This window comes from Pseudomonas sp. P1_C12 (genome assembly GCF_056406435.1).
In genome coordinates, this window is sequence record NZ_JBFUAE010000003.1 from 303195 (window position 1) to 329770 (window position 26576).

Genomic DNA, 26576 nt, shown 5'->3' on the forward strand with positions numbered 1-26576 from the left:
GATTTGCGGCGTAAACAAAACATCTGTAGGAGCGGGCTTGCCCGCGAAGGGGCCGGATCAGGCGGCACAAAAAATGGATCAGAAAGCAAAAAGCCCCGCCATTCACATGGCGGGGCTTTTGTTTTTCAGCAAGCGCTCGCTCAGACCATCGGATCGCCAACGTGCAGGATCTTCATGCCGTTGGTGCCGCCGGTGGTGTGGTAGCTGTCGCCTTTGGTCAGGATGACCCAGTCGCCTTTCTGTACTACGCCGCGCTTGACCAGTTCGTCGATCGCCTTCTGGCTGACTTCGTTCGGCGCCAGCGAAGCCGGGTCGAACGGGATGGTGTACACGCCACGGAACATCGCCGCGCGAGCCTGGGCTTCGCGGTGTGGGGTGAACGCGTAGATCGGCACCGAGGAACGGATGCGCGACATGATCAGCGGGGTGTAGCCACTTTCGGTCAGGGCGATGATCGCTTTCACGCCCGGGAAGTGGTTGGCGGTGTACATGGTCGCCAGTGCGATGCTTTCGTCGCAGCGCTCGAACTCTTTGCCGATGCGGTGGCTGGAGGTCTTGCTGGTCGGGTGCTTTTCGGCACCGATGCAGATGCGCGCCATGGCCTGAACGGCTTCCAGCGGGTACAGGCCAGCGGCGCTTTCGGCCGAGAGCATCACGGCGTCGGTGTAGTCGAGCACGGCGTTGGCTACGTCGGAAACTTCAGCGCGGGTCGGCATCGGGTTCTGGATCATCGACTCCATCATCTGGGTCGCGACGATCACCGCCTTGTTGTGGCGGCGTGCGTGCAGAATGATCTTCTTCTGGATGCCCACCAGCTCGGCGTCGCCGATTTCCACGCCCAGGTCACCACGGGCAACCATCACCGCGTCGGATGCCTTGATCAGGCCGTCGAGGGTTTCGTCGTCGGCCACGGCTTCGGCGCGTTCGATCTTCGCCACCAGCCAGGCGGTGCCGCCGGCTTCGTCGCGCAGTTGACGGGCGTATTCCATGTCGGCGGCGTCACGCGGGAAGGATACCGCGAGGTAGTCGACTTCCATTTCCGCAGCGAGCTTGATGTCAGCCTTGTCTTTTTCAGTCAGGGCCGGAGCGGTCAGGCCGCCACCGCGACGGTTGATGCCTTTGTGGTCGGACAGCGGGCCGCCGATGGTCACTGTGCAGTGCAGTTCGGTGGCCGTGGCAGTATCGACGCGCATCACCACGCGGCCGTCGTCGAGCAGCAGCTCGTCGCCCACGCCGCAGTCCTTGACCAGGTCCGGGTAGTCGATGCCGACCACTTGCTGGTTGCCTTCGGTCAGAGGATGGCTGGTGGAGAAGGTGAATTGATCACCGATCTTCAGCTCGATCTTCTTGTTGGCGAACTTGGCGATACGGATTTTCGGGCCTTGCAGGTCACCCAGCAGGGCGACGAAGCGGCCGTGCTTGGCGGCGAGGTCACGCACCAGCTTCGCGCGAGCCTTGTGCTCGTCGGGGGTGCCGTGGGAGAAGTTCAGGCGGGCGACGTCCAGGCCAGCCAGAATCAGCTGTTCGAGAACTTCCGGCGAGTTACTGGCCGGGCCAAGGGTAGCGACGATTTTGGTACGACGGACGGACATGCAAAGACTCCTGAGTTCAAGCGCTGAGTGAGGCTACTATGCTCCGATGTTGTAGTCATTGTTCGTTTGCACTACTTATTCGTTTGTTTCTTTAACCGAATACTTTCGGTTACAGGCAGCCTGAAGATTTTCGCTCACGGGTCGATACAGAGCTCAAGACAGGAGAACCCCCATGCGAATCGTGCTCATAGTCGTCCTTGCCCTCAGTGTTGTGGGCTGCACCCGTTGGTCGATGAACCATCATTTGAACAATGCCTACAGCGCCTACGAGCGTGGCAATTGCGAGCAGGTGATGCTCGAACTGTCCAAGGTCGAACGCGACAGCCGCGCGCGGCCTTACGTGTGGCCGGAAGTGTCGATGATGCGCGGGCTGTGCCTGGAACGGCAGAAGATGTTTGTCGATGCGGCTCAAACTTATCAGTTCATCATCGCGTCGTACCCGCAAAGTGAATACGCCTTCCGCGCCCGTGCCCGTCTGCAAACCTTACAGTCGCTGGGCCACTACCCGCTGCGCAGTGCGTCGGCCGTTAGCCCGACCCGGTTCTGATTGCAGGTGTCATTCAACGGCTGGCTCACCGGTGGTGAGCTATAGTCGAATAGATCGGTATTAGAGCCGTGACTCTGAATCGAGGTAACACCTGTGATCGGCAGGCGTAAGCGGCAGCGGTTCATGGACTGTCGCACCGGGATCGGGGAGAGCGCGCCCATTGCCTAGCTCTTATTTGATAAAGGCAGGCAGGCCCGTTCCGAAGCATTAGTGCGGTCCTGCTTAAGGGCCTTGCTGGGCGAATTGCGCATGTTCACTGACCGCCGGATCGAGCGGCATCAACTGCCGTATTTTTTGAGAGTGTTCAACAGCGTCACCGACAAACCGATTGGCTTTCTGGGCAATGTCTCCGAAGACGGGCTGATGCTTATCAGCCAATTGCCGATGATGATCGGCGCGGACTTCGAATTGCGCCTGAAAATCCCCGCCAGCGACGGCATCTTGCAGGTCATCGATGTGCAGGCGTGTTGCCTGTGGTGCCATGAAGATGAGACTCCCCACTATTACGACGCCGGGTTCAGCCTGCAACGGGCACCGCCGGAGTATGGGCAGTTGATGGAGGCGTTGAAGCAGTACTTCAGTTTTCAGCCGTTGCCTGCTTCGGCCTGACGTACCTCTTTGTCGCTCGCGTCAATTCTCTACTGACCCGCCAAAACCGTCGGTATTCCTGATATCGCGATCCGCTGTTGTCCGTGTGATTCACTCGTACCGTTCGTCTGCACTGTCAGTTATGACAGGTGTGGGGCCGTCGTTGTTCAACGTATAAAACTTTCAGTAGCGATTGAGTATTGGCTCTCATCCCGTTTGGGTTTTGCAGAGCGCACCTTTGGCCGGCTGGAGAGCAACGATGAGCAAGGAAATCACCGATCCCCCCCTGAAGCAGCTGTTCGAGATGCAAGATCCGACGATGATGGACCTTGGCACAGACTTCATCGCGAAGGGCGGCTCGGTTTTCGACGTGTTGAACATGGGGCTCAAGGGGGTGGCGGTAACATTCGGGCTGCAGGCTGGTGATGCGCAAGTGTTATTGGACAAAGCCAAGAGCCTGGCGGTGCACAGTGCCCGTGAATATCGTGAACAACGACTGGTGAGGAAGGGGCCGCCTAATCCGCTGCATCGCACCGGGATCAGGGCATTGGTGGATTCGCCCACCTTCGACGATTTGTTCAACCCGGACTGGGAACGTGCTGCCCCTGCACAAAGCCTGGACTCGAGCATTTCCCCAGCGGCATATTTTCTGCGGCTGGTAGAACTCGCCCGTGCGCTGGAAGAACGAGCCGAAAAAAAGAAGTTCACCTTCGAAGCCCGGCGACCCGATCTGACATCGCTCATCATCGATCCGACCAGCGCCTTTCAGATCAAACCGACCATCACTTTGGTCAATGAAGTGCTAGAAAGCATTATCAAGAATCACCTCGCTCCACAATTGCTGGAAGGTCAGGTTGTCGATGACAAATTACTGGAAACACGGTTTCCGCATCGCTCCATGCCCTTCGAGTGGTACGCCGAGCAATACAAAGTGGTACTGGCGAAGAACAAGCTCTCTCTGGGCGAGGTGGTGCGATCGATCGATCACACTGCTCCCTACTTCAGACAGCCTGGTGTCCGGGGTGATTTTTCGGATATTGCATTGCGTCAATCGTGCAATCTCGGACCGAAGCAGCAGCGTTTGTTGATCGAGAATTTTGTTATTCCCGGCAACGCGGCGGATTTTTACACAAAAAACTTTGGTTCCACTGCTGACAAACTCAAGGACTCGGTACATTTCTGCGCGCAAACCTCGATTGATGCGAAAGCATTGACCTCGCTGTTGTCCATAGAAGAGTTTGCACCGAAACAATCCAGCAACGTCAGCCTGCCAACCACGACGGTGACGGTAACGCCCAAAGAGTTTGGTTCGCGCTACATTAATTATGGCTTGGCAGCAGCGATGGACCTGTCGGATCCGGCAGATGGCACGCGCAAATTCGTCCAGCATGATCTCAATCGCTTTGACCGGATGAACCGCATGTTGCGTCTGAGCCGCTGGTTGGACCTGCCTCCAGACCAATGTGATCGACTGATCATGGCAGCGTTCAATGCCGAAGTACGGGGCGATATCGTTGACCCTGCAATCCGATTGAGCGAGTTGGCAGACAGACCCTCCAGAATTACCAACAATACCCTTCGAGTCATTGGCCTGTTCCAGGAGTTTCGTCTGCAGTTCAAGTGCACTGCAGAGCAATTCGCTGCGTTGATTGACGAGATTTCCCCTTGCGGTCGCGGAGAAGAACTTTCTCAGTTCGACCGTATTTTCAACGTTCAGGCCTTGTTCGACACGCCGCTGAAACTGGATAACCGCTTTTTCGCGATCGAGCCTCAAACCCGCAACGACAAGCGCACCGTCGATCAGATTTGCAGCAGCCTGGGCCTCAACCAGGAAACCTGGCTATACCTCGCGCGCTTCGTCGCCAAGAGCTATAACCAGCGCGACGAACTGCAGTGCAGTCTGCCGGTCGTGTCTTCATTTTATCGCTTGGTACTGCTCGCTTCTTTTTTGCGCATCAGCCCGATAGAGCTGGCAGCCCTGCTGGAAACCTTGAGTGAGCGCGGCGCAAGCGAAGTGGTGCAACGACTGCTCGGCGAGCCTCGCCTATTGATCAGCGGCACCAGTGGCGTCGGTGATGTGCTGAGTGTTATCCATGCGGCACAAACCTGTGTCCAGTGGTTGCAGGAAAACGACCTGAGTGTGACCTGGCTGGTACAGCATGTGGCTCAGGTGATTGCTCCCCCCTTGGCCACTGAAGCAGACGTCATGTTGCTGCAAGAAATCCACGGGCGACTGCAGCCGGTGCGGCTCACCGAAGAAGTCTTCATGGCAGCGGGTGTTCCACAGAGCAACGCCGCCCCTTCGCAAGGTTGGCTGTCTCTGCTGGATCAACTGGTAGATGCCGATGGCCTGGTGTCGAACCTTCCCAGCGATGAGAACGATTACGAACGGGCCGTCGCCGAGATTCAGGCGGCAGTGGCGGACGCGAAATTACCCGAAGCTGATGTGGATAATGCCCGCGCGGTCATTTTGGCATTGGTGCTGCAGGCCCGGGATGCGCAATGCGCAGTGATTCAGGAAAGTCTGTCCGTGTATTTGAGTGTGTCACCAGACGTGGTGTTGCCGCTGCTCAAATGGGTCAACAAGGGTGGTGTTTACCTGTTGGTGATGGAAACCACACGGGCACTCGCAGCGGTTACTTCGGGGGCCGATAAAGTCAATGTTGGTGATGATGTGCTTAATCTGCTGGAGCATCTGGTACAGCGGGCCGAGGTTGTTAACATGTTGTCGTTGAGTTCCGCGATGCTCGTAGCCCTGACGACGCGACAGAACTGGCAATGGTTCGGCCTCAATGATGCGCAAGCACTTACCTTGAGTACGTTGTATCAACTGACACTGTTTCAGCGAGCTGTCATGCACACCGGGCAGCCCGCCCAAACGCTGTTGCAATACCTGGAACTGGTCAACGCTTTACCGGCCATGCTGACGCCGGAAGATCAGCGGCTGATCCGTGATTCCGCCGCGACCCGGCTGGCGGTGGTGCTGAAGTGGGGCGTCAGGGAGGTGCTTGAATGCATCCTCTATTTGAGCCCTGCGATGCCGATCGTTCGCGACGTCACCACGCTGGATGCCCTGCTGCGCATTCGTGGACTGGCGACCCGCAGTGGGCTGGATGCGAAAGCCATTATCCGATTGGGATCGCTCACTCCAGACAGCGACACCCCCGCCTATCGTGACGTGGCGGAACACGTCCTTGAGAGCCTGTCCGAGTCGACGGTAGAGGGGCAATCCAGGGAAGTTGGCGAAGTCGGCCAGAGCGTGACTCACGAAATCCGCTGCATCAATGACACCCTTATTGCCAATGCTGAGAATCAGGTCGCGCTGGTCGAGTTGAGCTTGCGTGATCTTGCCAACCGACCAATGCCGAATATCACGGTTCAGTGGACCTCCGACCGCCCCGGTTTGCTGGAGGATATTTCAATTACCGATCATGAGGGCCGTGCGGTCATTCGCTTCAGGCCAGAAAAAGGGTCGTGGATGGGCGCGGTGCAGATCAAAGGCTCTTATGGTCTGGCTCAGGTGGTTTATGCACCGAAGATCATCGTCGACTGCGATGAGTACTCGCTTGACTTTGACCTTGGCGGCACAGTTGATCCAGAACCAGACGAGACGTTTCTGGCGGGCGGCGAAGGGATCTTTCCGGTGTGGGTGCGTCTTGTCGACGAGCACTCCAACCCAGGGGTTGGCCGTACCGTGACGTTTTCAGGACAGGGCGCGGTGGCTGATCCTCTGGTGGCAATTACAGATAAGGAGGGCGTCGCCCGCACCCGTGTCAGAAGTATTGAGCCTGTTATAGAAGCGAGTCTGGTGGCCAGTTACAGCACCAAGGATTCGAAGGTCATCAACAACATCACCTTTGTCGACAAGCCGTCTATCAAGCTCCTGGAAGTGGTGTCGATGGCCGTGCTCGTGGAGCCGCTGGTGCTTCGTTGCCATGTGTTCGGGTTGGGCAAGCTGCCGTCCCCTGGTGTGTCGGTTGACTTGTACCTCGACGCCGCAGAGGAGCCGATTGAAACAAAACTCACCACCGAGGAGGGGATCGCGGAGTTCACCGTGCCTGACGTTAAAGCCGGGAAACAGACATTTACCGCCAAGGTCGAGATGGACGAGCAACAGCTTGAAATCGATGTGGCCAAATCGGCGGTCATTCACGGAGAGTCTGCGGATTATCGGTTCCCTGTGGCAGGTTCAGGTACGCCTACCTTGCTGTGGGTCACGGTCAGAGAGGAGTCGCATAACCAGTCCCGGTTCATTGCCAACTGCCCGATTTTGTGGAGCGTTACAGGTCCGAGTGGAGAACTGCTGGCATCTGTCAGCATCCCTACCGACGCTATGGGGCGTTCAACCTACCCCTTCGAGGTTGATGTGGCCGGAAAGTATGAAGTGACCGCAGTTCGTGAGGCTGGCGCGGGGGATCAGCGCATATTCGATCTTCAAGTTGTTCCGGCCATTGACTGGACGTTCACGTTGACCGACACCGCGACAAGTATTGTTTACAGCAGCGTGCCACTGGCCTTTATCAGAGGTCATCAATACAAGCTCGTAATCAGCTTGCCTGATGGCGTCGACCTGGTCGGGGCGCGTGCCATGCTGGCTTGGGACAGTGATTTCTCGGCGAAGGGGTTGGGAATGCTATTCACCCCGGCAACAGGTGCATATGTAGGGATCGGCGCCAATGACACGTCCCTCGGTTGGGATATTAGTTGCCAGAATCTGCGCAACGGCGCCTTCGATTTGACCTTCTACTGCGATCGACTTGATCAGCGCCTGATATTGCCGGGTCGCCTGGATGCACCACCTCCGGTGGTGGCGATTCCTGCCCAAAACGCTGAAGTGGACGTTCAACCGGAGCTCAGCGGTACGGGTAGTTCCTCAGCGCAGATATATGTATTTGAAGGTAAGCAGGGCGCGCTGTTGGCAAGAACCAGCGTAGGCGTTGACGGCAACTGGAAAGTAACGATTGCCGAACCACTTTCTACAGGGCCGCATGTGTTCTCGGTCAAACAACGACACATCGACACAACCGAAGCATGGGCGCCGGATGTTCACGTGCATGTTGGAAAAAACTCATTGATTAATCCCTGAACACTTATTGCTGAATACTGAACGGGTGTTTTTATTGAAACCGCCGGGTGCATGCTGCATTCAGGAGCATTAAAAAATGAATAACTCCATCATTGGTACATTGGAAGAAAGGCGCTGCTCGGCCTTGGCCGATTTTTATCTGGGGCAAGTGGCGCCCAATGATCCTGATGCCAGGGAGCTTAACCTGACGTCGCTGGATGATTTATACCAATATTTGTTATTGGACAGTCAGGTTGGCCAGGAACCCGATACTTCGCGGCTGGCTGAAGCCATTGCTTGCCTTCAACAGTATATAGGTGCTGTCTACGGTGGTCTGGAACCCGGTCATGCAACAGAGTTCACTCAAGAAGAGTTAATTGCCTGGCATCAGCGCTATTGCAATGTCAGTGATTGGGCCGGTTATCAGGTGTTGCTCGATTATCCGGAAAATTGGTTGAATCCGACGTTGCGTCTTGGAAAGTCCGACTCGTTCAAGGAGTTGGAGAATAACCTGGGTCAAAGTACGCTCAATGAAGCGGCTGTACAAACGGCGCTGTTTGAGCATTTGAAGAATTTTGAAGAGGTGTGCAACCTCGATCTGGTTTCGGGCTATATAAATAGTATCGACGGTACGGGAACTGGAAAGGGTCAGAGTTTCAAAAATGCCGACTATTATTTTATTGGTCGGCAAAGGGTACAGCCTTTTGGCTATTTCTGGCGCAAAGCCCATGTCGATTTAAATGGCGATAGAAAATTTCTTGACCCTGCGGCCTGGACCGAGTGGGCCCCCATCACTATACCAACGGCGAAGGATACGGTGGAAATGCGCCCAGTATTTTTCGCCGGACGCTTGATGGTGGTTCAGGTTGAGCGTTTGGAAATGGTCGATTTTACGATCGAGTATGAAGGTGGTCATTTTAAAGTAAATGGTTGGTGGGAGTTTGAGATAAAACTTTCCTATCTTGCTGCGAACGGAGTATGGTCGACTCCGACGAGCCTAGGGAAAAAGAAGCTGAAGCATTGGGTCGGTGACCCTCCAACGAAGTTGGTAGTTGTGAACTATGTTGGCGAAAAAAGCAGCGATGATAGGCTGGCTATATGTTTTGCTACTAAGGGTCTTAATGAAGAATGGGATTATTTTGTCGCGGCGAGAAATTCTATATTCGATGACGCGCTGCGTCCCAGCGATAACTTTAAGTTGCTGATTTCTGACCAGTTCGCTGAGACCTGGTTGCAACACAATTTGAAAAATGGCGCGGTCACCCTCGGTGATGCACCACTGATCAGCAAGCAGAAATCCGGGGCACAGTTCCTGGATATTTCAAAGTTGAAAATCACCGACTTCAAATGGATTCGCCTCAATTCTCTTTTTGCTCCGGAACTCGTAGCCAAAGCGGCTATCTCCATTGATGACATCCTGAGTTGGGTTACTCAGAACACAAAAGAACCATTGCCGGTTGAAGGCATAAATGACGAAATTAAATGGGCTCCCATCGATTTCAACAGTGCCCACGGCACTTTTTATTGGGAACTGTTCTTTCACCTGCCATTCCTGATTGCCCATCGGCTCTGCGAACAGCGCAACTACCATGAGTCGCAACGCTGGTATCAATACATATTCAACCCGCATATTCGCACCGACAGCAACCGCGAAGCGGTTCCCGGTGAGCAGTTCTGGTTTTGTCGCCCATTGCTGGAAGAGGGCAGTATCAGCTTCGAGGCCAAAGGGTTGGTTGACCCTGATGCCATCGCCTTTTCCAATCGGATTCACTATCGCAAAGCTATTTTCATGGGCTACGTGCGTTGCATCATCGCGCATGCCGACTCGCTTTATCGTCGATTGACCCGTGACAGTCTGACGGCGGCGAAATTGCAATATGTGCGTGCGTTGTCACTGATGGGGCCGGCACCCACAGCAAAGGCCATGAGCCACTGGAAACCGCAGTCAGCCAAAGACATTCTTGACGACCTGGCCGAAACCGTTTCGCCCCTGGAATCGTTCGCGGGAACACTTGATGTCGATGTCGCGAACCTGCCTGCCCGCGTCGAGGGCACACCCGATTTTGAAATATTGAAGCTGGGTGTCTTTCGTCCATTCACCAACGAGCAGTTGCTGGACACCTGGAAGTATATTGACGAGTGCTTGTGGAACATGCGGCATAACCTGACCATCGATGGCAAACCGATGATGCTGGCGCTGTATGCTCCGCCGACGAATCCACTTGATTTGCTTCGCGCTCAGGCTGGCGGTTCATCGGGGGCAACGCGCAATGCGGGAGGGTGGAAGACTATTCCGCATTATCGATTCCGTACCCTGCTGTCCACGGCACAAAATGCAGTGCAAACGCTGATCGGCTTTGGTCGGGAAGTGCGTCAGCTGATGGAACAGCGTGACCGTGGGCAGTTGGAGGAGCTGCAGCAGAGTCATGTCATCGCGCTGGGAGCACATGCCAGGACCATTCAGGAGGAAACGATCAAGCAAATGGAGGCCTCGCTGCAGGGGCTTAAACAAAGTCAGAAAATGGTTGCAGAGCGGGCGGGACACTATAGAGAACTCAGTAGAAGTGCACTTCTGGCTTTGGAAGTAGGAGGGGATTTGTTGTCAGTTAGTGGCAAGGTATTACGTGCCGCTACCATTGCACCCAATATTGCGGCAGGCGCTGTAAAGTTGGTACCGACAATCTTCGGTCTCGCCAATGGTGGCATGCAGCCTGCGGGACCTTTGGAGGCGGCGGGTAACAGTCTGCATGCAAGTGCCAGTATCCTCGATGCAGGGGCAGAAATACTTCAGCGAACAGCTTTTTATGCCCGTCGAGAACAAGAATGGGACTTTGCAGAAGGACAGGCCAATAGTGAGTTGCTGGTCCTTCAGGAACAGCTGACAGCACAACAACACTCTCTCAACGCAGCTAGAACCAGCCTGGCGCAAACACAAAAAGCCAACGACCAGGCCCAGGAAATTTTTTCCTTTTACAAAACCCGGTCCACCAATGTTGAACTCTATCGTTGGTTGCTGAGCCAGATGGCCACGTTGTACTTCCAGGCTTACGACGCCGTGGTGAGCATTTGCCTGAGTGCGCAAGCCAGCTTTCAATACGAGATGGGCGATTTCGACACGCAGGTCATTCGCCCTAATGTCTGGATGGATCATCACCATGGCCTGAGTGCGGGCGAATCCATGTTGCTTGACCTGTTGCGTCTGGAGCGTATGTATCTTGAGCGAAACGAACGCCGGCTGGAGCTGACCAAAACCATCTCTTTGCGCGATCTGTTCGAGAAAGCAGAGTTCATCTCAGGGAAAGACTGGGCAGCAGTGATAGCCGAACTCGAGAATGGCAAACTTGAATTTAACCTTTCCCAAAGATTATTCGACAGTGATTATCCCGGCCATTATTGCCGGCAGATCACGAGTGTCTCGCTGTCTCTGCCCGCGGTGCTCGGTCCTTATCAGGATGTTCACGCCATTTTGACGCAAACCGGCAGTACCACAGTACACAAAACCGATATCGACTCACTTGGCTGGTTGTATGGCGACGGAGAGGAAATGCCGCCACCGGGGATTTTTCTGAATCCGCGCCCCAACCAGCAACAGGGAATCAGCCACGGTCTGGATGATTACGGTTTGTTCCAGCTGAATTTTGGTGATGAACGTTACCTTCCATTTGAAGGAACAGGAGCGGTATCGCATTGGCACTTCGAATTACCACGACCCAAATCGCCAGACCAGATCAAACTGATCGACAGCCTGACAGACATCATTGTGCACGTGCGATACCTGGCGAAGGTCGGAGGTTCAGCCTACACCAAAGCTGTTCTGGACAAACTGGGTGATTGAGGGTGGCGCTGCCCTGAGGGCTTTGGGGCGTTAGCTTGACAACCGGGTCGAATTCATCGACCTCGCAACTGTTGATTGATAGAGGTGAATGCATCATGAACGATGATGATATCAAAGGACGCAATTTGATTTTACGCGGCAACTTTCCCGCAGACTGGAAGAGCTTCTGGACGCATGATGGCGTGGGAAACGCAGTGATAATGAAAGATGAGAGCGTAGGCAACTACTTGGCAATGAATAGCCTTGCAAAGGTGGAACAGAAAATAGATACGGTCACTTTTTCCGAATCTCAGATGACGGGAGTAGCGTATCGGATTGCCTTTATGTATGAAAACTATCTCGACGGCGAGAATTCAAAAGTCGTAGTGATAACCAGCAAGGGAAAAGAATTCCCTATTGACCTGAGTGGCAAGACTGCTGATCAGACGCTTGCCGATTGGAACCACTATGACCTGAATCATCTGGATGTTTTTGAGGCGGGGGATACCGATTTTACTGTGCAGTTGCATGGTTCTAAAAAAGCCGGTACGGCCGCACTGCGTATGGCAAATGTTGAAGTGGATGTGAAACTAGTCCCTCTTGCACTAAAAACTATCCAACTCGACGACAGGGTTTACGAACCGCGGAGCTTGCGTGTTTTATCGTCGAGTTGAATGACCGTCAACAACGCGGCGGGAAAACTAATTGAGAACGCCCCCTAGATCGATCCTGCTTTTTTTCTACTCAAGTAGTGTGTGACCAGAGCAGGGCCCAACTGATCAGGTCGGGCATCCACCACCTGCACTCCATGAGCACTCAACTGCTCATGGAGTTCTGCCCGCGCATTCAGGTAATCAACCGTGCCGCAATAGGCCAGAGCCTCCTGCAAGGTTTGCACCGGTGTCTGGCGCAGACAGTCGAGCACGTCTTCCCTCAGGCTGGCGACGATCACCCGGTGCGCCTTGCCCATGCGATTGACGGCGGTCAGCAAATCTTCATCGTCCTCAACGCGCAAGTTGGTCACCAAGACCACCAGCGCCCGGCGCTGCTGTCGAGCCAGTAACAGGCTGGCAGCGGCCTGATAATCAACACTGTGGTGAGTGCTTTCCAGGTCATAGACCGTGTTGAGCAGTGTGTTGAGATGGCTGGTGCCTTTTACCGGTGCAAGGTAGCGCGGCTGTTCGCTGGCAAATGTACTCAGGCCCACCGCGTCGCCCTGACGCAGCGCGACGTAGCTGAGCAACAAACAGGCGTTGAGGGCGTGATCGAAGTGCGACAGCTCATCATCCTGGCTGCGCATGTGCCGGCCGCAGTCGAGCATGAAAATGATCTGTTGATCGCGCTCATCCTGATACTCCCGGGCAATCGGCGTACGCTGGCGGGCGGTGGCCTTCCAGTCGATCTGGCGCAGGCTGTCGCCTTCGCGAAATTCCCTTAGCTGGTGAAACTCCAGGCCCAGGCCGCGTCGTTGTCGCTGGCGCACGCCGAGCTGGCTGAGCCAGTTGTCCACCGCCAGCAGTTGGCCACCGTAGAGGCGGGCGAAGTCGGGGTAGACGCGGGTGTGGTCGGTCACGCTGAGCAGACGTTTGCCGGACCACAGGCCCAATGGGCTTGGCAGGTTGATTTCGCAGCGTTCGAAGCTGAAGTGACCGCGCTTGAGCGGGCGCAGGCGATAGCCAACCTCGCTGTGCTGGCCGGGCTGAAGTTCGACCGACAGGGGAAGGTTCTCGAAGCTCAGGCCGTTGGGCACATGATCGAAGATCTGAATGTTCAGTGGTTGGGGGAGGTCATGCACGACCTCCAGTCGCACTTCGCTCCAGCGACCCAGCGCCAGGCTGCCGGGCATTTGTCGTCGTACACGGGGGGAGGGCAGGCGTTGGAGGCGGATGGCGTCGAGTATTGCCAGTGCCAGCAGCGCCAGCAGCAATCCCCAGTTGATCGACAACAGGCTCGAAGGAACGGCGACGTCCAGCGCCCGCAATGCACCGAGCACGATGCCGATGACCAGCAGCAGTGCCAGCCAGATCAACAGCAGGCGCGAGGGTTTCATGGTGTAACACCGTGCAGCCAGATCAAAAGATCGCCGCCTTCGGCAGCGCCTACAGGTGCACACCTTCGACGTAGGAGCTGCCGAAGGCTGCGATCTTTTATCCGGGCCACGACGTTCAAACCCGAGGCGCCGGCACTTGGTCGAGCAGTTGCCGCAGCACGTGATCTACATCCAGCCCTTCGATATCCAGCTCCGGCGCGATGCGTACGCGATGGCGCAGCACCGCCAGCGCGCAGCCCTTTATGTCATCCGGAATCACGAACTCGCCACCGCGCAACAAGGCGCGCGCCCTAGCACATCGCACCAGTGCAATGGACGCCCGAGGCCCGGCGCCGAGGATCAGGCCGGGCCAGTTGCGGGTGGAGCGGGCCAGGCGCACGGCGTAATCGAGCACCTGATCGTCCAGCGGCAGGTCGCTGGCGATGCGTTGCAGGGCCAGTACATCCTTGGCTTGCAACAACGTACGTATCGGTTGGACATCGAGCATGTCGGCCCGGGTCGAGCGGCTGACCTGACGGACCATGTTCAACTCCTGGTCGGCGTCGGGGTAATTCATGCGTACCTTGAGCATGAAGCGGTCGAGTTCGGCTTCCGGTAGCGGATAGGTACCTTCCTGTTCGATGGGGTTTTGCGTGGCAAGCACCATGAACGGCTGCGCGATGGGCAGAGCACGACCTTCGAGGGTGACTTGCCGTTCCTGCATGGCTTCGAGCAGCGCCGCCTGGGTTTTCGCCGGGGCGCGGTTGATCTCGTCGGCGAGTAGCAGGTTGGTGAACAACGGGCCCTTGCGCAGTTTGAATTGCTCAGTCTGCATGTCGTACACCGCGTGCCCGGTGACATCGCTGGGCATCAAGTCCGGGGTGAACTGGATGCGCGCGAATTCACCGCCGAAGCAGCGAGCGAGGGCGCGCACCAACAGGGTCTTGCCCAAGCCCGGTACGCCTTCGAGCAGCACATGGCCGCCGGCGATCAGCGCCGTCAGGACGTCGTCGATCACGCTGTCCTGGCCGATCAAGGCTTTTTGCAACTCATGGCGTACGGCCTGGGCCAGGTGGCTGGCACGCTGACGTTGTTGAGTGGCATGACTCGCTGCGTCGGGCTCGATCGGTTGACTCATAGGGCGTTCCTCAAGGATTGCAGATGGGCGACCTGACGGCTGAATTCAACGCTGGTAAGTCGTTGCTTCGGTCGCGGGCTCATGGCCTGGCTGATAGCGCGTGTGGGTTGGCCGGTCAGGCGCGCGAGCACTAGCCATTGTTCGGCAACGGCGAGTTGTTCAAAGCCGGGATGGCGACGCCGCATGCGCCGCAGGATGTCTTGCTGCAAGGCTTGCAGCAGGCCGGCCTGACCGTTGTGACGCAACAGGAAGTCGGCACTGGCGCGCAGGTGCTCCTGCAGTTGCCGGCGTGCTTTCGGCGCCGGCTCCAGCAATGGCCCCTGACGCACACCGAAGTGCCAGAAACCCAGACCGATCAAAGCGAACAACGCGACCAGCGCCTGGGGAAAATAACGCAGCAGCAAGGTCGGCAGGCTGTCGTGATCGGTATTGAAGATCAGCGTCACGCGGGTGTCGGCGGTCAGGTACCAGAGCAGCCAGGCATTGTCGTACTGGTCGATGGCCGGGGTTTTCCACAAGTCGGCATCGGTGACCACGATGATCGAGCCGAGACCGTAACCGAGCTGCATCATGTGTGTGGCCCCGGCGCTGTTGGCCCAGGCCTGGGCGAGGTTTTTCGGGTCTTCGAGATGGAACGCGGTATCGAAACCTGCATAGGCCGGGGCGTCTTCGTTTTCCAGATAGAGCTTGGTCAGTTCCGGGTACGGATCTGCGCCGACATTGGGTGGCGCTGCCTTGAGGTCCTTACTCAGGGACTGGTGCAGTTGCACCCGATCGAGCAGCAGGTCATTGCTATGACCGCGTTTTTCATCCCACAGCGCTTCGGCGACGAACAGAAGCCGCCCGCCGGCCCGGGTCCAGTTCATCACCTGGTCGATCTGCCGTGGGGTCATGTTGTAGCGCTCTGCGAGCAACAGCAGGCTGTGTTGATGCGGGTCGAGGCTGGGCAGGATGTCGAGGCCATTGGCGTGGTCGACGCTCAGGCCTTGCTTGCGCAGGAACAGCTCCGCCGCCAGATATGGGTTGGCCCTGGCTTCGGGGGCGGGACCGTGGTCGATGTCGGTCTGGTAGGGGGTTGCCTTGAGGTACAGATAAACACTCAGCGCTGCCAGCAACACGGCGATCAACACCCCGGTTATCGCCCCCCAGCGCCGATTCAACGGACAACCTGCGAGCCGAACAGAACGCGCCAGCCGTTACACAGTTCCTGCTGCACCTGAGCGGGCGGCAGGCGATGACCGTAGGCCATGTTTTGCCAGTGCCCGGTCAGGTTTTTGCTATAGGCCAGCAAGGCCGGTTGCTGTAATAGTTCGATACGCTGAAGCACTTGGCCTTCAGTGTCGGCGGACTTGAGCGCGATGTTGAAGTCGTGCAACAGACGGCTGAGCAGGGCACGATAAAGCAAACCAAGCGCTTCACGTGGATGAGTCTGCCAAAGACTTTCGGCGTGGGCGGCGATGTCGGCGGGCAGGGATTCGGGCTTGAGGTCCATGCCGAATGCCTGCTGCGGTAATAGCCCCGTGGCTTTGTTGACGGGGATCGGTCGGAGGCTGACGAACGCCTGCAACCAGTCGCGATAGCGCCAGATCAACAGGCCGACGGCACCCATGACGATGCCCCACAGCACGATTTCAATCAGGGTCGCCAATGCCCCGAAGCGTTGCCCCTCGAACAGCTTCAACAGCGCCTTCAACCATTGCAGTGTCTTGCCATCGTCCGCGGCTTCAGGACTCGGTTGCTCTTCGCCAAAGCGGTAGCGCGTCACCGTTTCCCGGTTCTTGAAGGGCGGCTGCTCGAGGATCGACTTGATGCTGTCCCTGGAGGCCTGGCTGGTCAGGGGCTGGTCCAGCAAGCGCGGGCTGTCGGGTGAGATGGCCGGTTCGGTGGCCCATGCGCTGTGGTTGGGCGACATCAGCGCAATCACGGCCATCAACAGGACAGCGCCTGCACTGACGAGGCGTTGGCGCATTCGGCGGAACACCAGTTCGATATCCCAGGCCTCCAGCACGGTGCGCCGGTTCAGGTACAGACTGAAACCGCAGGCGACATAGATCGGTTCCCAGACCACCAGCACCAGTGCATAAAAGGCGTTGGTCAGGTGTTCCAGCCAGAGCCAGTCGTGGGTGGCTGCCGAGATCAGCGACTGCCAGCTCCAGTCGAGCGCGACCTGCTGTGGCAGGAGCAGATAGAACAGCACCATCAAGCCGATCCACAACGCGCCTTCCAGGTGCGCGCCGATGATCGTCAGCCAGCGTGCGGTGCCGGCGTCCCGCTGCAACAGCACCTGTAGACGCTGCTGCCGTTGCTGGCCGTTGAGCCCTTCGAGTTGCACCACCGGCATCACGAAACTGCGGGGCAAACTCAGGCGTCGCCAGGTCAGGCTGGCCAGCAATTGCGGTTTGAGCAGGCGTGGCCATTGGCGCAGGGCCTGCTTGAGCGTGGGCGTTTCACCGAACATGGCTTGGGACAGGATGTATAAGGGCAGGCGTTCGAACGCCGGCTTCAGCCACCAGAAAATGAACACGGCGAGAGAGGGCGAATCCCAGAATCCCCAACTGAGCAGCACGAAAATGGGCAAGGTGACCATGGCCCAACTGGTCATCAACAGGCGTCGGTGGCGCTGGCTCTGGAGCACGCCGAGGTCCAAGGCTTCCCAGGTCGAGCGCGGGCGAATCACCACAGTGGCGTCACTCAGGCGCATGGCGGCGACGTCCGGCAAACACGAGATAAACCACCACCAGCAACCAGAGCGCCGCGCCAACCAGGTACTTGGTCTGGTGTGAAGGGGCGCTCATTGACGACCAATAGGCTTCGATAAACGCTGCGATCAACAGAAACAGCATGACTCCACAGACCAGCAGCACACTCTTGCGCGCCGCCAATCGCAAGGCCTCGGCGCGTGGCAGGCGCCCCGGGGCGACCAACGCCCAGCCCAGCTTCAGGCCGGCGGCACCGGCCAGGGCAATGGCGCTGAGTTCGAATGCTCCATGGCCGATCACGAATGACCAGAAGGTTTGCCCGTAGCCGACATAGGTCAGGTGCCCGGCCACCGCACCGATCATCAGGCCGTTGAAAATCAGGAAAAACACGCTGCCCAGGCCGAACAGCAAACCGCTGGTGAAGGTCTGAAAGGCAATGCCGATGTTGTGCATGATGTAGTAGCCGAACATCGCCCAGTCCTCACTGGCGGCTCGTTCCGTCGTGCGCCCGAGGTGACCGGCAACGGGGTCGTACATGCTTTGCATCTCGCTGACCTGCTCGGCGGGGATCAGGTTGTAGACCAGGTCCGGGTACAGGTACACCAGCAGCGCGAAACCGGCCAGGCTGGTAAAGAACATCAGGTTGGCGGCGAGGACGAAACGCCACTGTTCGCGCACCAGTCGCGGAAAGTCGGCCAGGATGAATGCCAGCACGTTGGCGCCCAAACGGCTGCGATGACGGTAAAGCTGTTGGTGTCCGCGCAGCACTTGTTGCTGCAGGGAGTCGATCAGGAAACTGCTGTAGCCACGCTCCCGGGCCAGTGCCAAGTGGTGGCAGAGGCGTCGGTAGTCCTTCGGGAAGCTGCCGGCGTCGGTGGCTTTCCTGTCGTGCTCCAATTGCTCGAGCAGGTGAGTGAACTGTTCCCATTCGGCCTTGTGCCGGCTTTCAAAAAGGCTTTGCTTCATGTCGGCCCCAAAAAGCCGCGGGCGATACCGTTGAGTTCGGTCACCGCCTGCGGGGGCTGGACTTGCAATGGTTGGGCGAGGATCGCGGCCAGTTCATTGACCCGCGCTTCGGAGAGTTCGCCCTGGCGCTCGGCAAACCCGATGATGGCCCTTTGCTCGGTGAGTGTCAGGACAAAGGCCGGGCGGCGGGGTTGGGCTTCGGGGAGTTCGGGGCGGGCGTGCGTTTGTTCGCGGTAGATCACCAGGGTCCCGGCGGTGATATCGCCGAGACGCTTGAAGTGGGGATGTTGCAGGCAACTGATGGCCCCGAGGAAGTAACCGAAGGGCAGCAGGTCGACAACGCGCAACAGGTTTCGCAGCAGCGACGCGGACCAGCCAACCGGGGTGCCATCGTCGTGCACCACCCGCAGCCCCATCCATTGCTTGCCCGGCGAGCGGCCGTGGTTCAGTACCTCGAACAGCACCATGTACCACCAGCTCACCACGAACAGCAGGATCGACCCGATCCCGGCACCCAGTTTGCCCAGCATCGCCAGTGCAATGAACAGCAAGCCCAGGACCAGGCCGCGCAAACCAAGATCGATGGAGAAGGCCAGCGCACGGACCATCAACCCGGCCGGGCGCAGTGGCAGGTCGACGCCCTCCGGCGTTTCGACCTGGTACCGCGTATCCAGCGGCGGTGACAGCGGCACATTCCCTGGCAGTGCTGTGGTCTCGAACATGGGCAACCTGATGATGTGGCCTGGATCGGGATTCTGTGTCTATCCGATGCTAGCAGCCTATGCGGGGGGAAACGACATAACTATGTATTGCATGCTGAGTCGCGCAAGGTGCTTGAATGACAAGACTACTGGCCGGGGAAGGAGGTGAACGCCTAGACTTTGCCGATCTTCAGTTCAGGAATCGCCCGTGACCTCCATTTTCTGGTACGACTACGAAACCACTGGCATCAATCCCCGTTGCGACCGTCCGTTGCAAATGGCCGGCCTGCGCACCGACTTCGATCTCAATGAAATCGACGCGCCGGTCAATCTTTACTGTCAGCCCAGTGACGACATCCTGCCGCATCCGGCCGCCTGCACCATCACCGGAATCACCCCCGGGCAACTGCAGGCGCAAGGCTTGAGCGAAGCCGATTTCATGACCCGGGTGCATGCGCAGCTGGCCGCGCCCGGCACCTGTGGCGCGGGGTATAACACCTTGCGTTTCGACGACGAGATGACCCGCTACAGCCTGTACCGAAACTTTTTCGACCCCTATGCGCGGGAGTGGCAGGGCGGTAACAGCCGCTGGGACCTGATTGATGTGGTGCGCGCCGCTTATGCCTTGCGCCCCGATGGCATGGTCTGGCCGACCGATGACGAGGGGCGGGTCACGCTCAAGCTTGAACGCCTGACCGCTGCCAACGGCATCGACCATGGCAATGCCCACGAAGCGCTGTCGGACGTTCGCGCGACGATCGCCCTGGCGCGCCTGATACGGGAAAAACAGCCAAAGCTGTACGACTGGCTGTTTCAACTGCGCAGCAAGCAAAAAGTCATGGACCAGATACGCCTGCTGCAACCGCTGGTGCATGTTTCCGGGCGATTTTCGGCCGCGCGCAGCTATGTGGGTGTGGTGTTGCCACTGGCCTGGCACCCGCGCAACAAGAACGCCCTGATTGTCTGTGACCTGCACCTCGATCCCCAGGGCCTGCTCGATCTGGATGCCGAAAGCTTGCGTCAGCGCTTGTATACCCGCCGTGACGAGCTGGCCGAAGGTGAGTTGCCGGTGCCGTTGAAGCTGATTCACATCAACAAGTGCCCGGTGGTGGCACCGTTGTCGGTACTTCGCCAGGAAGATCAGCAGCGTCTGGGGCTGGATATGGCGCTGTATCAGCAGCGGGTGTTGCAGCTCAATGACGCCCGGAAAGTTTGGCTGGATAAAGTCCTGGCGATCTATGCTCGCGAAGATTTTTCCCAGAGCCAGGATCCGGAGCAACAGTTATATGATGGATTTATCGGTGATCGGGATCGGCGATTGTGTGAGCAAGTCAGAACCGTTGACCCGATGCAATTGGCACAAGAGCAGTGGCCTTTCGATGACGAACGTTTGCCTGAATTGCTGTTTCGATATCGCGCACGTAACTTTTCCGACACGTTGAATTCCGAGGAGCAAGAACGCTGGCGAATATTCTGTCAGAAACGTTTGTCAGAACCCGAGTGGGGGGCGCCAAATACCCTTGAAAGTTTTGTAGAAACCGCGGCCCAATTGAGCGTTAGTGCCACTCCGTTTCAGCAGGGGGTGCTCAGTGAGTGGCAGGATTATGTCCAGGGATTGCGTCAGCGTTTGCGTCTTTGAAATCGAACATGCCAGGGCTTAAAACACCGGGCATAAAAAACGCCAGCATTTGCTGGCGTTATTTTTTGTCACGGATCCGTCTGCGACAAGCTCTGAAGCTTAGCCCAGCAGGGTAGCCCAGCCTTCCACCACGTCACCGCCCCACTTGGCTTTCCACTCTTTCAGAGTCTTGTGGTTGCCACCTTTGGTTTCGATGACTTCACCGTTGTGCGGGTTTTTGTATTGTTTAACTTTGCGAGCACGCTTGGTGCCGGTAGTTTTCACTGCACCGCCGCGTGGTGCCTTGGTTTTGGATTCTGGATCCAACAGCGCGATGATGTCGCGCAGGGATTTCGAGTATTCACCCATCAGGGTGCGCAGTTTGCCTTCGAATTCCAGCTCGGTTTGCAGTTTGTCGTCTTGGGACAGGTTCTTCAAACGGGCTTGCAGCTCTTTGATAGCTTCTTCGGTGGCGCGATATTCGTTGATCAAGGACATGTGGACTACCTTATGTTGTGCGCTGGATGGCAGGTGACAGTGCGGCAATAATAGTCACGGTGTTTCATCAAGTAAACATTTAAGCCAACTTTATTTAATTTAATTGCTGTGTCTTTGGCGCACATCTGTAATGCGTTTATTAGTGTGGTCCAGGTCTGCCGGATATACATAATTTAACAAATGACCCGCACCGCTAGAGCATCCGGGCGAACCGGCATCTGCGCTATCCATCCTGCCGCACCGACCTTCCTGCGGGGCGAAACGTCAACAATACTGCAGTTTTGCTGCGCAATCGCTAGAATGGCGGCCTTTGCGAAGTTCTGGAGTTTCCCCCTCATGCGCACTTTTCGTCTGGTGATTTCTTGCCCGGACCGTGTTGGCATCGTTGCCAAAGTCAGTAACTTTCTGGCATCACACAACGGCTGGATCACTGAAGCGAGCCATCACTCGGACAATCTCAGTGGCTGGTTCTTCATGCGTCACGAAATCCGTGCCGACTCCCTGCCATTTGGTATCGAAGCGTTTCGTGAAGCCTTTGCCCCGATCGCCGAAGAGTTCTCGATGGACTGGCGCATCACCGATACCGAGCAAAAGAAACGCGTGGTCCTGATGGCCAGCCGCGAGTCGCACTGCCTGGCCGATTTGCTGCACCGCTGGCACAGCGATGAACTGGACTGCGAAATTTCCTGCGTGATTTCCAACCATGATGACTTGCGCAGCATGGTGGAGTGGCACGGTATCCCGTACTACCACGTCCCGGTCAATCCGCAGGACAAGCAGCCGGCCTTCGCCGAGGTTTCGCGCCTGGTCAAACAGCACGATGCCGAAGTGGTGGTGCTTGCCCGTTACATGCAAATCCTGCCGCCGGAGTTGTGCAGCGAATACGCGCACAAGGTCATCAACATTCACCACAGCTTCCTGCCGTCGTTCGTCGGTGCCAAACCGTATCACCAGGCCTCCCTGCGTGGCGTGAAGCTGATCGGCGCGACCTGCCACTATGTGACCGAAGAGCTGGATGCCGGCCCGATCATCGAGCAGGACGTGGTACGCGTCAGCCACAGCGACAGCATCGAAGACATGGTGCGTTTCGGCCGCGATGTCGAGAAGATGGTGCTGGCCCGTGGCCTGCGTTATCACCTGGAAGACCGGGTGCTGGTGCACGGCAACAAAACCGTCGTCTTCTGACAGGCCTGCAGCACAGTTGAAACTCGAAGGGTCTGGGCGTTCAATCGCTTCAGGTCCTTCGCCGTTTCTGCACCGAGGACATGACCATGGCCGATCCACTGGACAAAGCCACATCCAAGGCTCCCGCCACGCTGGGCGAGGGTTGCCTGAGCCGCTACGACCCGGAGGACATGGGGCCTGAAACGGGTACGGAGTTTCCTGACGCCGCGCAGTTGTGGGAACAGTTGCAGCAAGAGCCCGAGGACAAACCTAAGCCTGCCTGAGTTTCATCAATTTCATCAGCAGCGGCCGGCCCAGCATCAGCAAAAACACCGGCCCACCGACCAGCAAATAGAAGTAGTACGTCACCGCCCGCCAAATCAGAATCGCGGCCGCCGCCGTGGACTTCCCGACCATGGGGGCCAGCAACGCCGCCGATGTCAACTCCGCCGCCCCGGCTCCGCCCGGCAGAAGGCTGAATTGCCCGGCGCTGAGTGCCAGCATCTGGATCAGAAAAGTCCAGGCCCACTGCAAATCCGCGCCGAGCCCGCGCAACGCCAGGTACAGCACGCTGTAGCGCAGGAGCCAATGCACGCAGGTCAGGGCGAATACCTTGATCAAGGTCTGCACGGGCAATTTCAGCGTGTCGGTAAACGCCGCCAAAAACTGCAGGAGCTTGCGCGCCCAGCGCATTCGCGTGGCCGCTTTGACATTGACTCGGGCGAGCCATCGGCCGCTCAGGCGAATCAATAAACGGTGATACCGGGCCACCAAGACGCAACTGATCAGACCGCCGAACAGCGAAACGGCGCTGACCATCAGCATCCATTCCATGCGCTGGCTCAGGTGTTGGAACAGGGCGTAAATCAGAATCCCGCTCAGGGCACAAAGGAAAAACAACAAGTCGCTCATCTGGTCCATGGCAAACACCGCAGTGCCCTTGGCCGGACGTACGCCGTAACGTGCCAGCAAAGCCATGATCGTCAGAGGCCCGCCGCTGCCGCCGGGTGTGGCGCAATAGGCAAATTCGGCGGCAATCACCACACCGAGGCTCCTGAGCCGGCTGACCTTGTCGCATTGATCCCCCAGCAACAGGCGTAGACGCAGGGTGTTCACGCCCCAGCACAGCAGGATCATGCCGAACATGATCAGCAACCACGGTAGCGGAAAACCGGTCAGCCGGGACCAGGTTTCGCTGCCGCCCAACAGTAATGGAATGAGCACTGCCGCGAGCAGGCCAACGAGCAACAGCAGTCCGCGACTCATGCGATGCACCCCAGTTGGTCGTTCTGCAGCGCCAGCCACTGGGCCTTGGTCATCGGAACACGTCCGTTGTCGAGCAGGCGCTCGAGGGTTTGTAGCCAATATCGGCGCGAGAGCTCATGGCGCATGTCCACCGGGTGCAGGCCCAGGCGAATCACCGGGGCCTGCTGCCAGCGTTGTTCACGGCAGTCGCTGACGAGCTTCGATAGGCCCCGGCGCCAGGCACTGCGCGCACTCCAGACCAGCCCTGGCGCCTCGAATGCGGTGAAATCCGGCAGCCGGTACAAGTGCTGCGAGTCGCTGGTGTAACTCAACGGCAATTGGCGCAATGCCTGGCGAGTGCCTTGGCTCATCAGCCAGGCAGGGGCGACGAACCCCTCCAGCGGCCAGTCATGGCGGTGGAAGATCTCGATGCCCGAACGCAGGCGGGCGAGGGCGGCTTCCTGCGACAAACGGTAAAACTCGCCTTCGTAGGTGTACACCCGACGCATGAACCAGTCTCGGGGATTGCTGGCCATCGGCCCGTCGTCGCAGTGGAAGTAGCCATGCAGCGCCAGTTCGTCGCCCCGGGCGAGCCTGGTACTGAGCTGGCGGCGAAATTGCGGATGGGCGTCCAGGTTGTTGTGTTTGTGGAAGTCCGGGACCACCAGCCAGGTGATCGGCACGCCACCCAAGGCGTCGACAGCTTTGACGAACGGCTGATAATCGGCCCAGGTTGGCGGTGCCACGTCGTGCAGTACCAGCAGTAAAGCGGGACTGTTCATGGACTCAACCATTGGCTGTCAGCGGCCATTGGCTGCCAAGCACGGCGTGGTAGTGGCGCAACAAGCTGTTGACCACCGTATCCCAGGCGTAATGCCGTTCGACATGCAATCGCGCCTGTTTGCCCAGCGTTGTGTTGCCCGACCCGAACAGTTCTCGAACGGCGGTGGCCATCGCGGCGGGATTGTTCGGCGCGCAGAGCCGGCCGCAGTCCTCGGTGACGATTTCCTTGAAGGCCCCGGCCGCCACGGCCACCACCGGAATACCGCTGGCCATGGCCTCCAGAATTACCAGACCGAAGGTTTCCTGATCGCCGGCGTGCAACAGTGCATCGGCACTGGCCATCAGGCGGGCAACTTGTACGGCCGGGCAGAACTCGTCGATCACCGTCACGTTGGACGGCACGGCCGTGGGCATCGACGAACCAACCAGCAGCAGGTGATAGCGTCGGCCCAGGCGTTTCATGCAGTCGAGCAGCACCGGCAGGTTTTTTTCCTTGGCGCCGCGCCCGGCGAAGATCAGCAACCGGGTGTTTTCGTCCAGGCCCAACTCGGCCCGCAGCCCGGGGTCTCTGGCATCGGGATTGAAGGTTTGCAGGTCGACGCCGAGCGGTTGCACAAACACATTCTTGACTCCAAGCCCGGTGAGCTTGTCGGCCATGACCTGACTGGGCGCCAGTACGCGGTCAAAGTTGCCGTAGAGCTTGCTGACATAGGCCTCGACGTTGTTGGTCACCCAATGGCCCATGCGGTTGCTGACCAGCAGGGGCAGGTCCGAGTGATAAAAGCCGATGACCGGCACATCGAGTTGGCGCCGCGCATCCAGCGCCGCCCAGGCCGTGAGATAAGGATCGCCGACTTCGATCAGGTCGGGCTGCAAATCCTGCAAGACATTGCGCCAGGGCGCGAGGCGCAGAGGGAAGCGATAGCCCTTGCCGAAGGGCAGGGCAGGGGCCGGAACGGTATAAATACCATCCTGTTCGCTAAAAGAAGATCCGGGAATCAACAAACTGTGGCGAATGCCCGGTTTGATGCCCAAACGACGGTGCTTCGCATCCAGATAAGTGCGTACGCCACCGCTGGCAGGGGCGTAGAACATGGTGATGTCAGCGATATGCACGATGAACGATCCTCCAGTCCCGGTACTCCCTTGGTTGACCTATATGAAGGATAGATGTTCGGTTGGAGTTGTGCGGGTGGGGGCAGTGAGGGTTGAGACGAGGCCTTCGCTGGCAAGCCAGCTCCTACAGGCTTCACGCTAAACCCTGTAGGAGCTGGCTTACCAGCGAAGAGGCCAGTTCAGGCGCTAGATACGGAAGCTGCCTACCAACTGCTTCAGCCGCGCCGCCTGCTGCTCAAGGTCCGAGCACGCGCGCAATGTCGATTGCAGGTTTTCCACGCCTTCCTGATTCAGCGTGTTGATCTCGGTGATGTCGACGTTGATCGACTCCACCACGGCGGTCTGTTCTTCGGTCGCGGTGGCTACCGACTGGTTCATGCCGTCGATTTCACCGATACGCAGCGTCACGCTGTTCAGGCGTTCGCCCGCGAGGTTGGCGATTTCCACGCTGTCCTGGCTGTGGCGCTGACTGTCGCTCATGGTGCTGACCGACTCTCGGGCGCCGACCTGCAGCTCCTCGATCATGGTTTGCACCTGTTGTGCCGATTCCTGCGTGCGATGTGCCAGGTTGCGCACTTCGTCCGCCACCACGGCAAAACCACGACCGGCTTCACCGGCACGGGCGGCTTCAATCGCGGCGTTGAGCGCCAGCAAGTTGGTCTGTTGGGAAATGCTGGTGATCACTTCGAGAATCTGCCCGATGTTCACCGTTTTGCTGTTCAGCGACTCGATGTTGGAACTCGATGCGCTGAGCATGCTCGACAGTTGATTCATCGCCACGATGCTGCGGTCCACCACGTGTTGACCATCTTCGGCCAGGCTGCGGGCATCGCTGGCCTGGCTCGACGCCTGGGCGGCGTTGCGGGCAATTTCCTGGGCGGCGGCGCCGAGCTGGTTGATGGCGGCTGCGACGCTGCTGGTGCGCGAGGCTTGCTGGTCGGAGTTGAACATCGACGAGTTGGAAGCCGCGACCACGCGCAACGCCACTTCGTTGACTTGCCCGGTGGCCGAGG

General features: G+C 58.0%; 20 protein-coding genes. 8 read left to right on the forward strand and 12 right to left on the reverse strand.

The features are described 5' to 3' along the window. Positions 1-140: 140 nt before the first annotated feature. Positions 141-1592, reverse strand: a complete 1452-nt coding sequence (pyk, locus tag AC1D19_RS06755; RefSeq protein ID WP_108215066.1) for a pyruvate kinase — start codon at positions 1590-1592, stop codon at positions 141-143. 172 nt (positions 1593-1764) lie between these two features. Between pyk and AC1D19_RS06760 the strand changes: the two genes are divergently transcribed. From AC1D19_RS06760 to AC1D19_RS06780, 5 genes are all read left to right on the forward strand, one after another. Continuing rightward, positions 1765-2139: a tetratricopeptide repeat protein gene (locus AC1D19_RS06760; RefSeq protein ID WP_477762751.1), complete on the forward strand. Its 375-nt coding sequence runs from the start codon at positions 1765-1767 to the stop codon at positions 2137-2139. 249 nt (positions 2140-2388) lie between these two features. After that, positions 2389-2748 carry a PilZ domain-containing protein gene (locus AC1D19_RS06765; protein ID WP_477762752.1) on the forward strand — a complete coding sequence of 120 codons (360 nt, stop codon included), beginning with the start codon at positions 2389-2391 and terminating at the stop codon, positions 2746-2748. A 238-nt stretch (positions 2749-2986) separates the two neighbouring features. After that, complete coding sequence (locus AC1D19_RS06770; RefSeq protein ID WP_477762753.1) at positions 2987-7813, forward strand: Tc toxin subunit A; 4827 nt, start codon at positions 2987-2989, stop codon at positions 7811-7813. A gap of 76 nt (positions 7814-7889) precedes the next feature. Beyond that, the gene (locus tag AC1D19_RS06775; protein WP_477762754.1) at positions 7890-11627 is read left to right on the forward strand and encodes a Tc toxin subunit A-related protein; all 3738 of its coding nucleotides are present in this window, start codon (positions 7890-7892) and stop codon (positions 11625-11627) included. A gap of 95 nt (positions 11628-11722) precedes the next feature. Next, the gene (locus AC1D19_RS06780; RefSeq protein ID WP_477762755.1) at positions 11723-12280 is read left to right on the forward strand and encodes a hypothetical protein; all 558 of its coding nucleotides are present in this window, start codon (positions 11723-11725) and stop codon (positions 12278-12280) included. Positions 12281-12324: 44 nt separating this feature from the next. Here the strand turns inward: AC1D19_RS06780 and AC1D19_RS06785 are convergent, their stop codons facing one another. The 6 genes from AC1D19_RS06785 to AC1D19_RS06810 form a co-directional block, all read right to left on the reverse strand. Continuing rightward, positions 12325-13656 (reverse strand): DUF58 domain-containing protein, encoded by a 1332-nt coding sequence (locus AC1D19_RS06785; RefSeq protein WP_477762756.1) that lies wholly within the window; start codon positions 13654-13656, stop codon positions 12325-12327. A 115-nt stretch (positions 13657-13771) separates the two neighbouring features. Beyond that, positions 13772-14773 carry an AAA family ATPase gene (locus AC1D19_RS06790; RefSeq protein ID WP_477762757.1) on the reverse strand — a complete coding sequence of 334 codons (1002 nt, stop codon included), beginning with the start codon at positions 14771-14773 and terminating at the stop codon, positions 13772-13774. After that, entirely contained in the window at positions 14770-15933 is a 1164-nt protein-coding gene (locus AC1D19_RS06795) for a DUF4350 domain-containing protein (protein WP_477762758.1), read from the reverse strand. The genes AC1D19_RS06790 and AC1D19_RS06795 overlap by 4 nt, the downstream gene beginning before the upstream one ends. Beyond that, positions 15930-17474, reverse strand: a complete 1545-nt coding sequence (locus AC1D19_RS06800; protein WP_477762759.1) for a DUF4129 domain-containing protein — start codon at positions 17472-17474, stop codon at positions 15930-15932. Before AC1D19_RS06800 ends, AC1D19_RS06795 begins: the two co-directional genes overlap by 4 nt. Then, positions 17461-18438, reverse strand: a complete 978-nt coding sequence (locus tag AC1D19_RS06805; protein ID WP_477762760.1) for a stage II sporulation protein M — start codon at positions 18436-18438, stop codon at positions 17461-17463. The genes AC1D19_RS06800 and AC1D19_RS06805 overlap by 14 nt, the downstream gene beginning before the upstream one ends. Further along, positions 18435-19160 (reverse strand): RDD family protein, encoded by a 726-nt coding sequence (locus tag AC1D19_RS06810; RefSeq protein WP_477762761.1) that lies wholly within the window; start codon positions 19158-19160, stop codon positions 18435-18437. Before AC1D19_RS06810 ends, AC1D19_RS06805 begins: the two co-directional genes overlap by 4 nt. Positions 19161-19347: 187 nt before the next feature. Here AC1D19_RS06810 and sbcB point away from each other — a divergent pair, with 187 nt between their 5' ends. Further along, entirely contained in the window at positions 19348-20778 is a 1431-nt protein-coding gene (gene sbcB, locus AC1D19_RS06815) for an exodeoxyribonuclease I (protein WP_477762762.1), read from the forward strand. A 99-nt stretch (positions 20779-20877) separates the two neighbouring features. Here sbcB and mvaT read toward each other — a convergent pair whose 3' ends face one another. Next, positions 20878-21255 (reverse strand): histone-like nucleoid-structuring protein MvaT, encoded by a 378-nt coding sequence (gene mvaT / locus AC1D19_RS06820; protein WP_007933316.1) that lies wholly within the window; start codon positions 21253-21255, stop codon positions 20878-20880. Positions 21256-21591: 336 nt separating this feature from the next. Between mvaT and purU the strand changes: the two genes are divergently transcribed. Then, complete coding sequence (gene purU / locus AC1D19_RS06825; RefSeq protein ID WP_007993692.1) at positions 21592-22440, forward strand: formyltetrahydrofolate deformylase; 849 nt, start codon at positions 21592-21594, stop codon at positions 22438-22440. 86 nt (positions 22441-22526) lie between these two features. Beyond that, positions 22527-22703, forward strand: coding sequence for a hypothetical protein (locus tag AC1D19_RS06830; protein WP_477762763.1), 177 nt, complete (start codon positions 22527-22529; stop codon positions 22701-22703). Here AC1D19_RS06830 and AC1D19_RS06835 read toward each other — a convergent pair. The 4 genes from AC1D19_RS06835 to AC1D19_RS06850 all read right to left on the reverse strand — a co-directional run bounded on the left by AC1D19_RS06835 (position 22690) and on the right by AC1D19_RS06850 (position 26514). Continuing rightward, positions 22690-23685, reverse strand: a complete 996-nt coding sequence (locus AC1D19_RS06835) for a lysylphosphatidylglycerol synthase transmembrane domain-containing protein (protein ID WP_477762764.1) — start codon at positions 23683-23685, stop codon at positions 22690-22692. The two genes, AC1D19_RS06830 and AC1D19_RS06835, sit on opposite strands and share 14 nt — an antisense overlap. Next, positions 23682-24458 (reverse strand): DUF2334 domain-containing protein, encoded by a 777-nt coding sequence (locus AC1D19_RS06840; RefSeq protein WP_477762765.1) that lies wholly within the window; start codon positions 24456-24458, stop codon positions 23682-23684. The genes AC1D19_RS06835 and AC1D19_RS06840 overlap by 4 nt, the downstream gene beginning before the upstream one ends. Continuing rightward, a complete protein-coding gene (locus AC1D19_RS06845; RefSeq protein ID WP_477762766.1) occupies positions 24451-25563 on the reverse strand; it encodes a glycosyltransferase family 4 protein in 1113 nt (370 codons plus the stop codon). Before AC1D19_RS06845 ends, AC1D19_RS06840 begins: the two co-directional genes overlap by 8 nt. 186 nt (positions 25564-25749) lie before the next feature. Further along, a complete protein-coding gene (locus AC1D19_RS06850; protein WP_477752566.1) occupies positions 25750-26514 on the reverse strand; it encodes a methyl-accepting chemotaxis protein in 765 nt (254 codons plus the stop codon). Between the last annotated feature and the right edge of the window lie 62 nt (positions 26515-26576).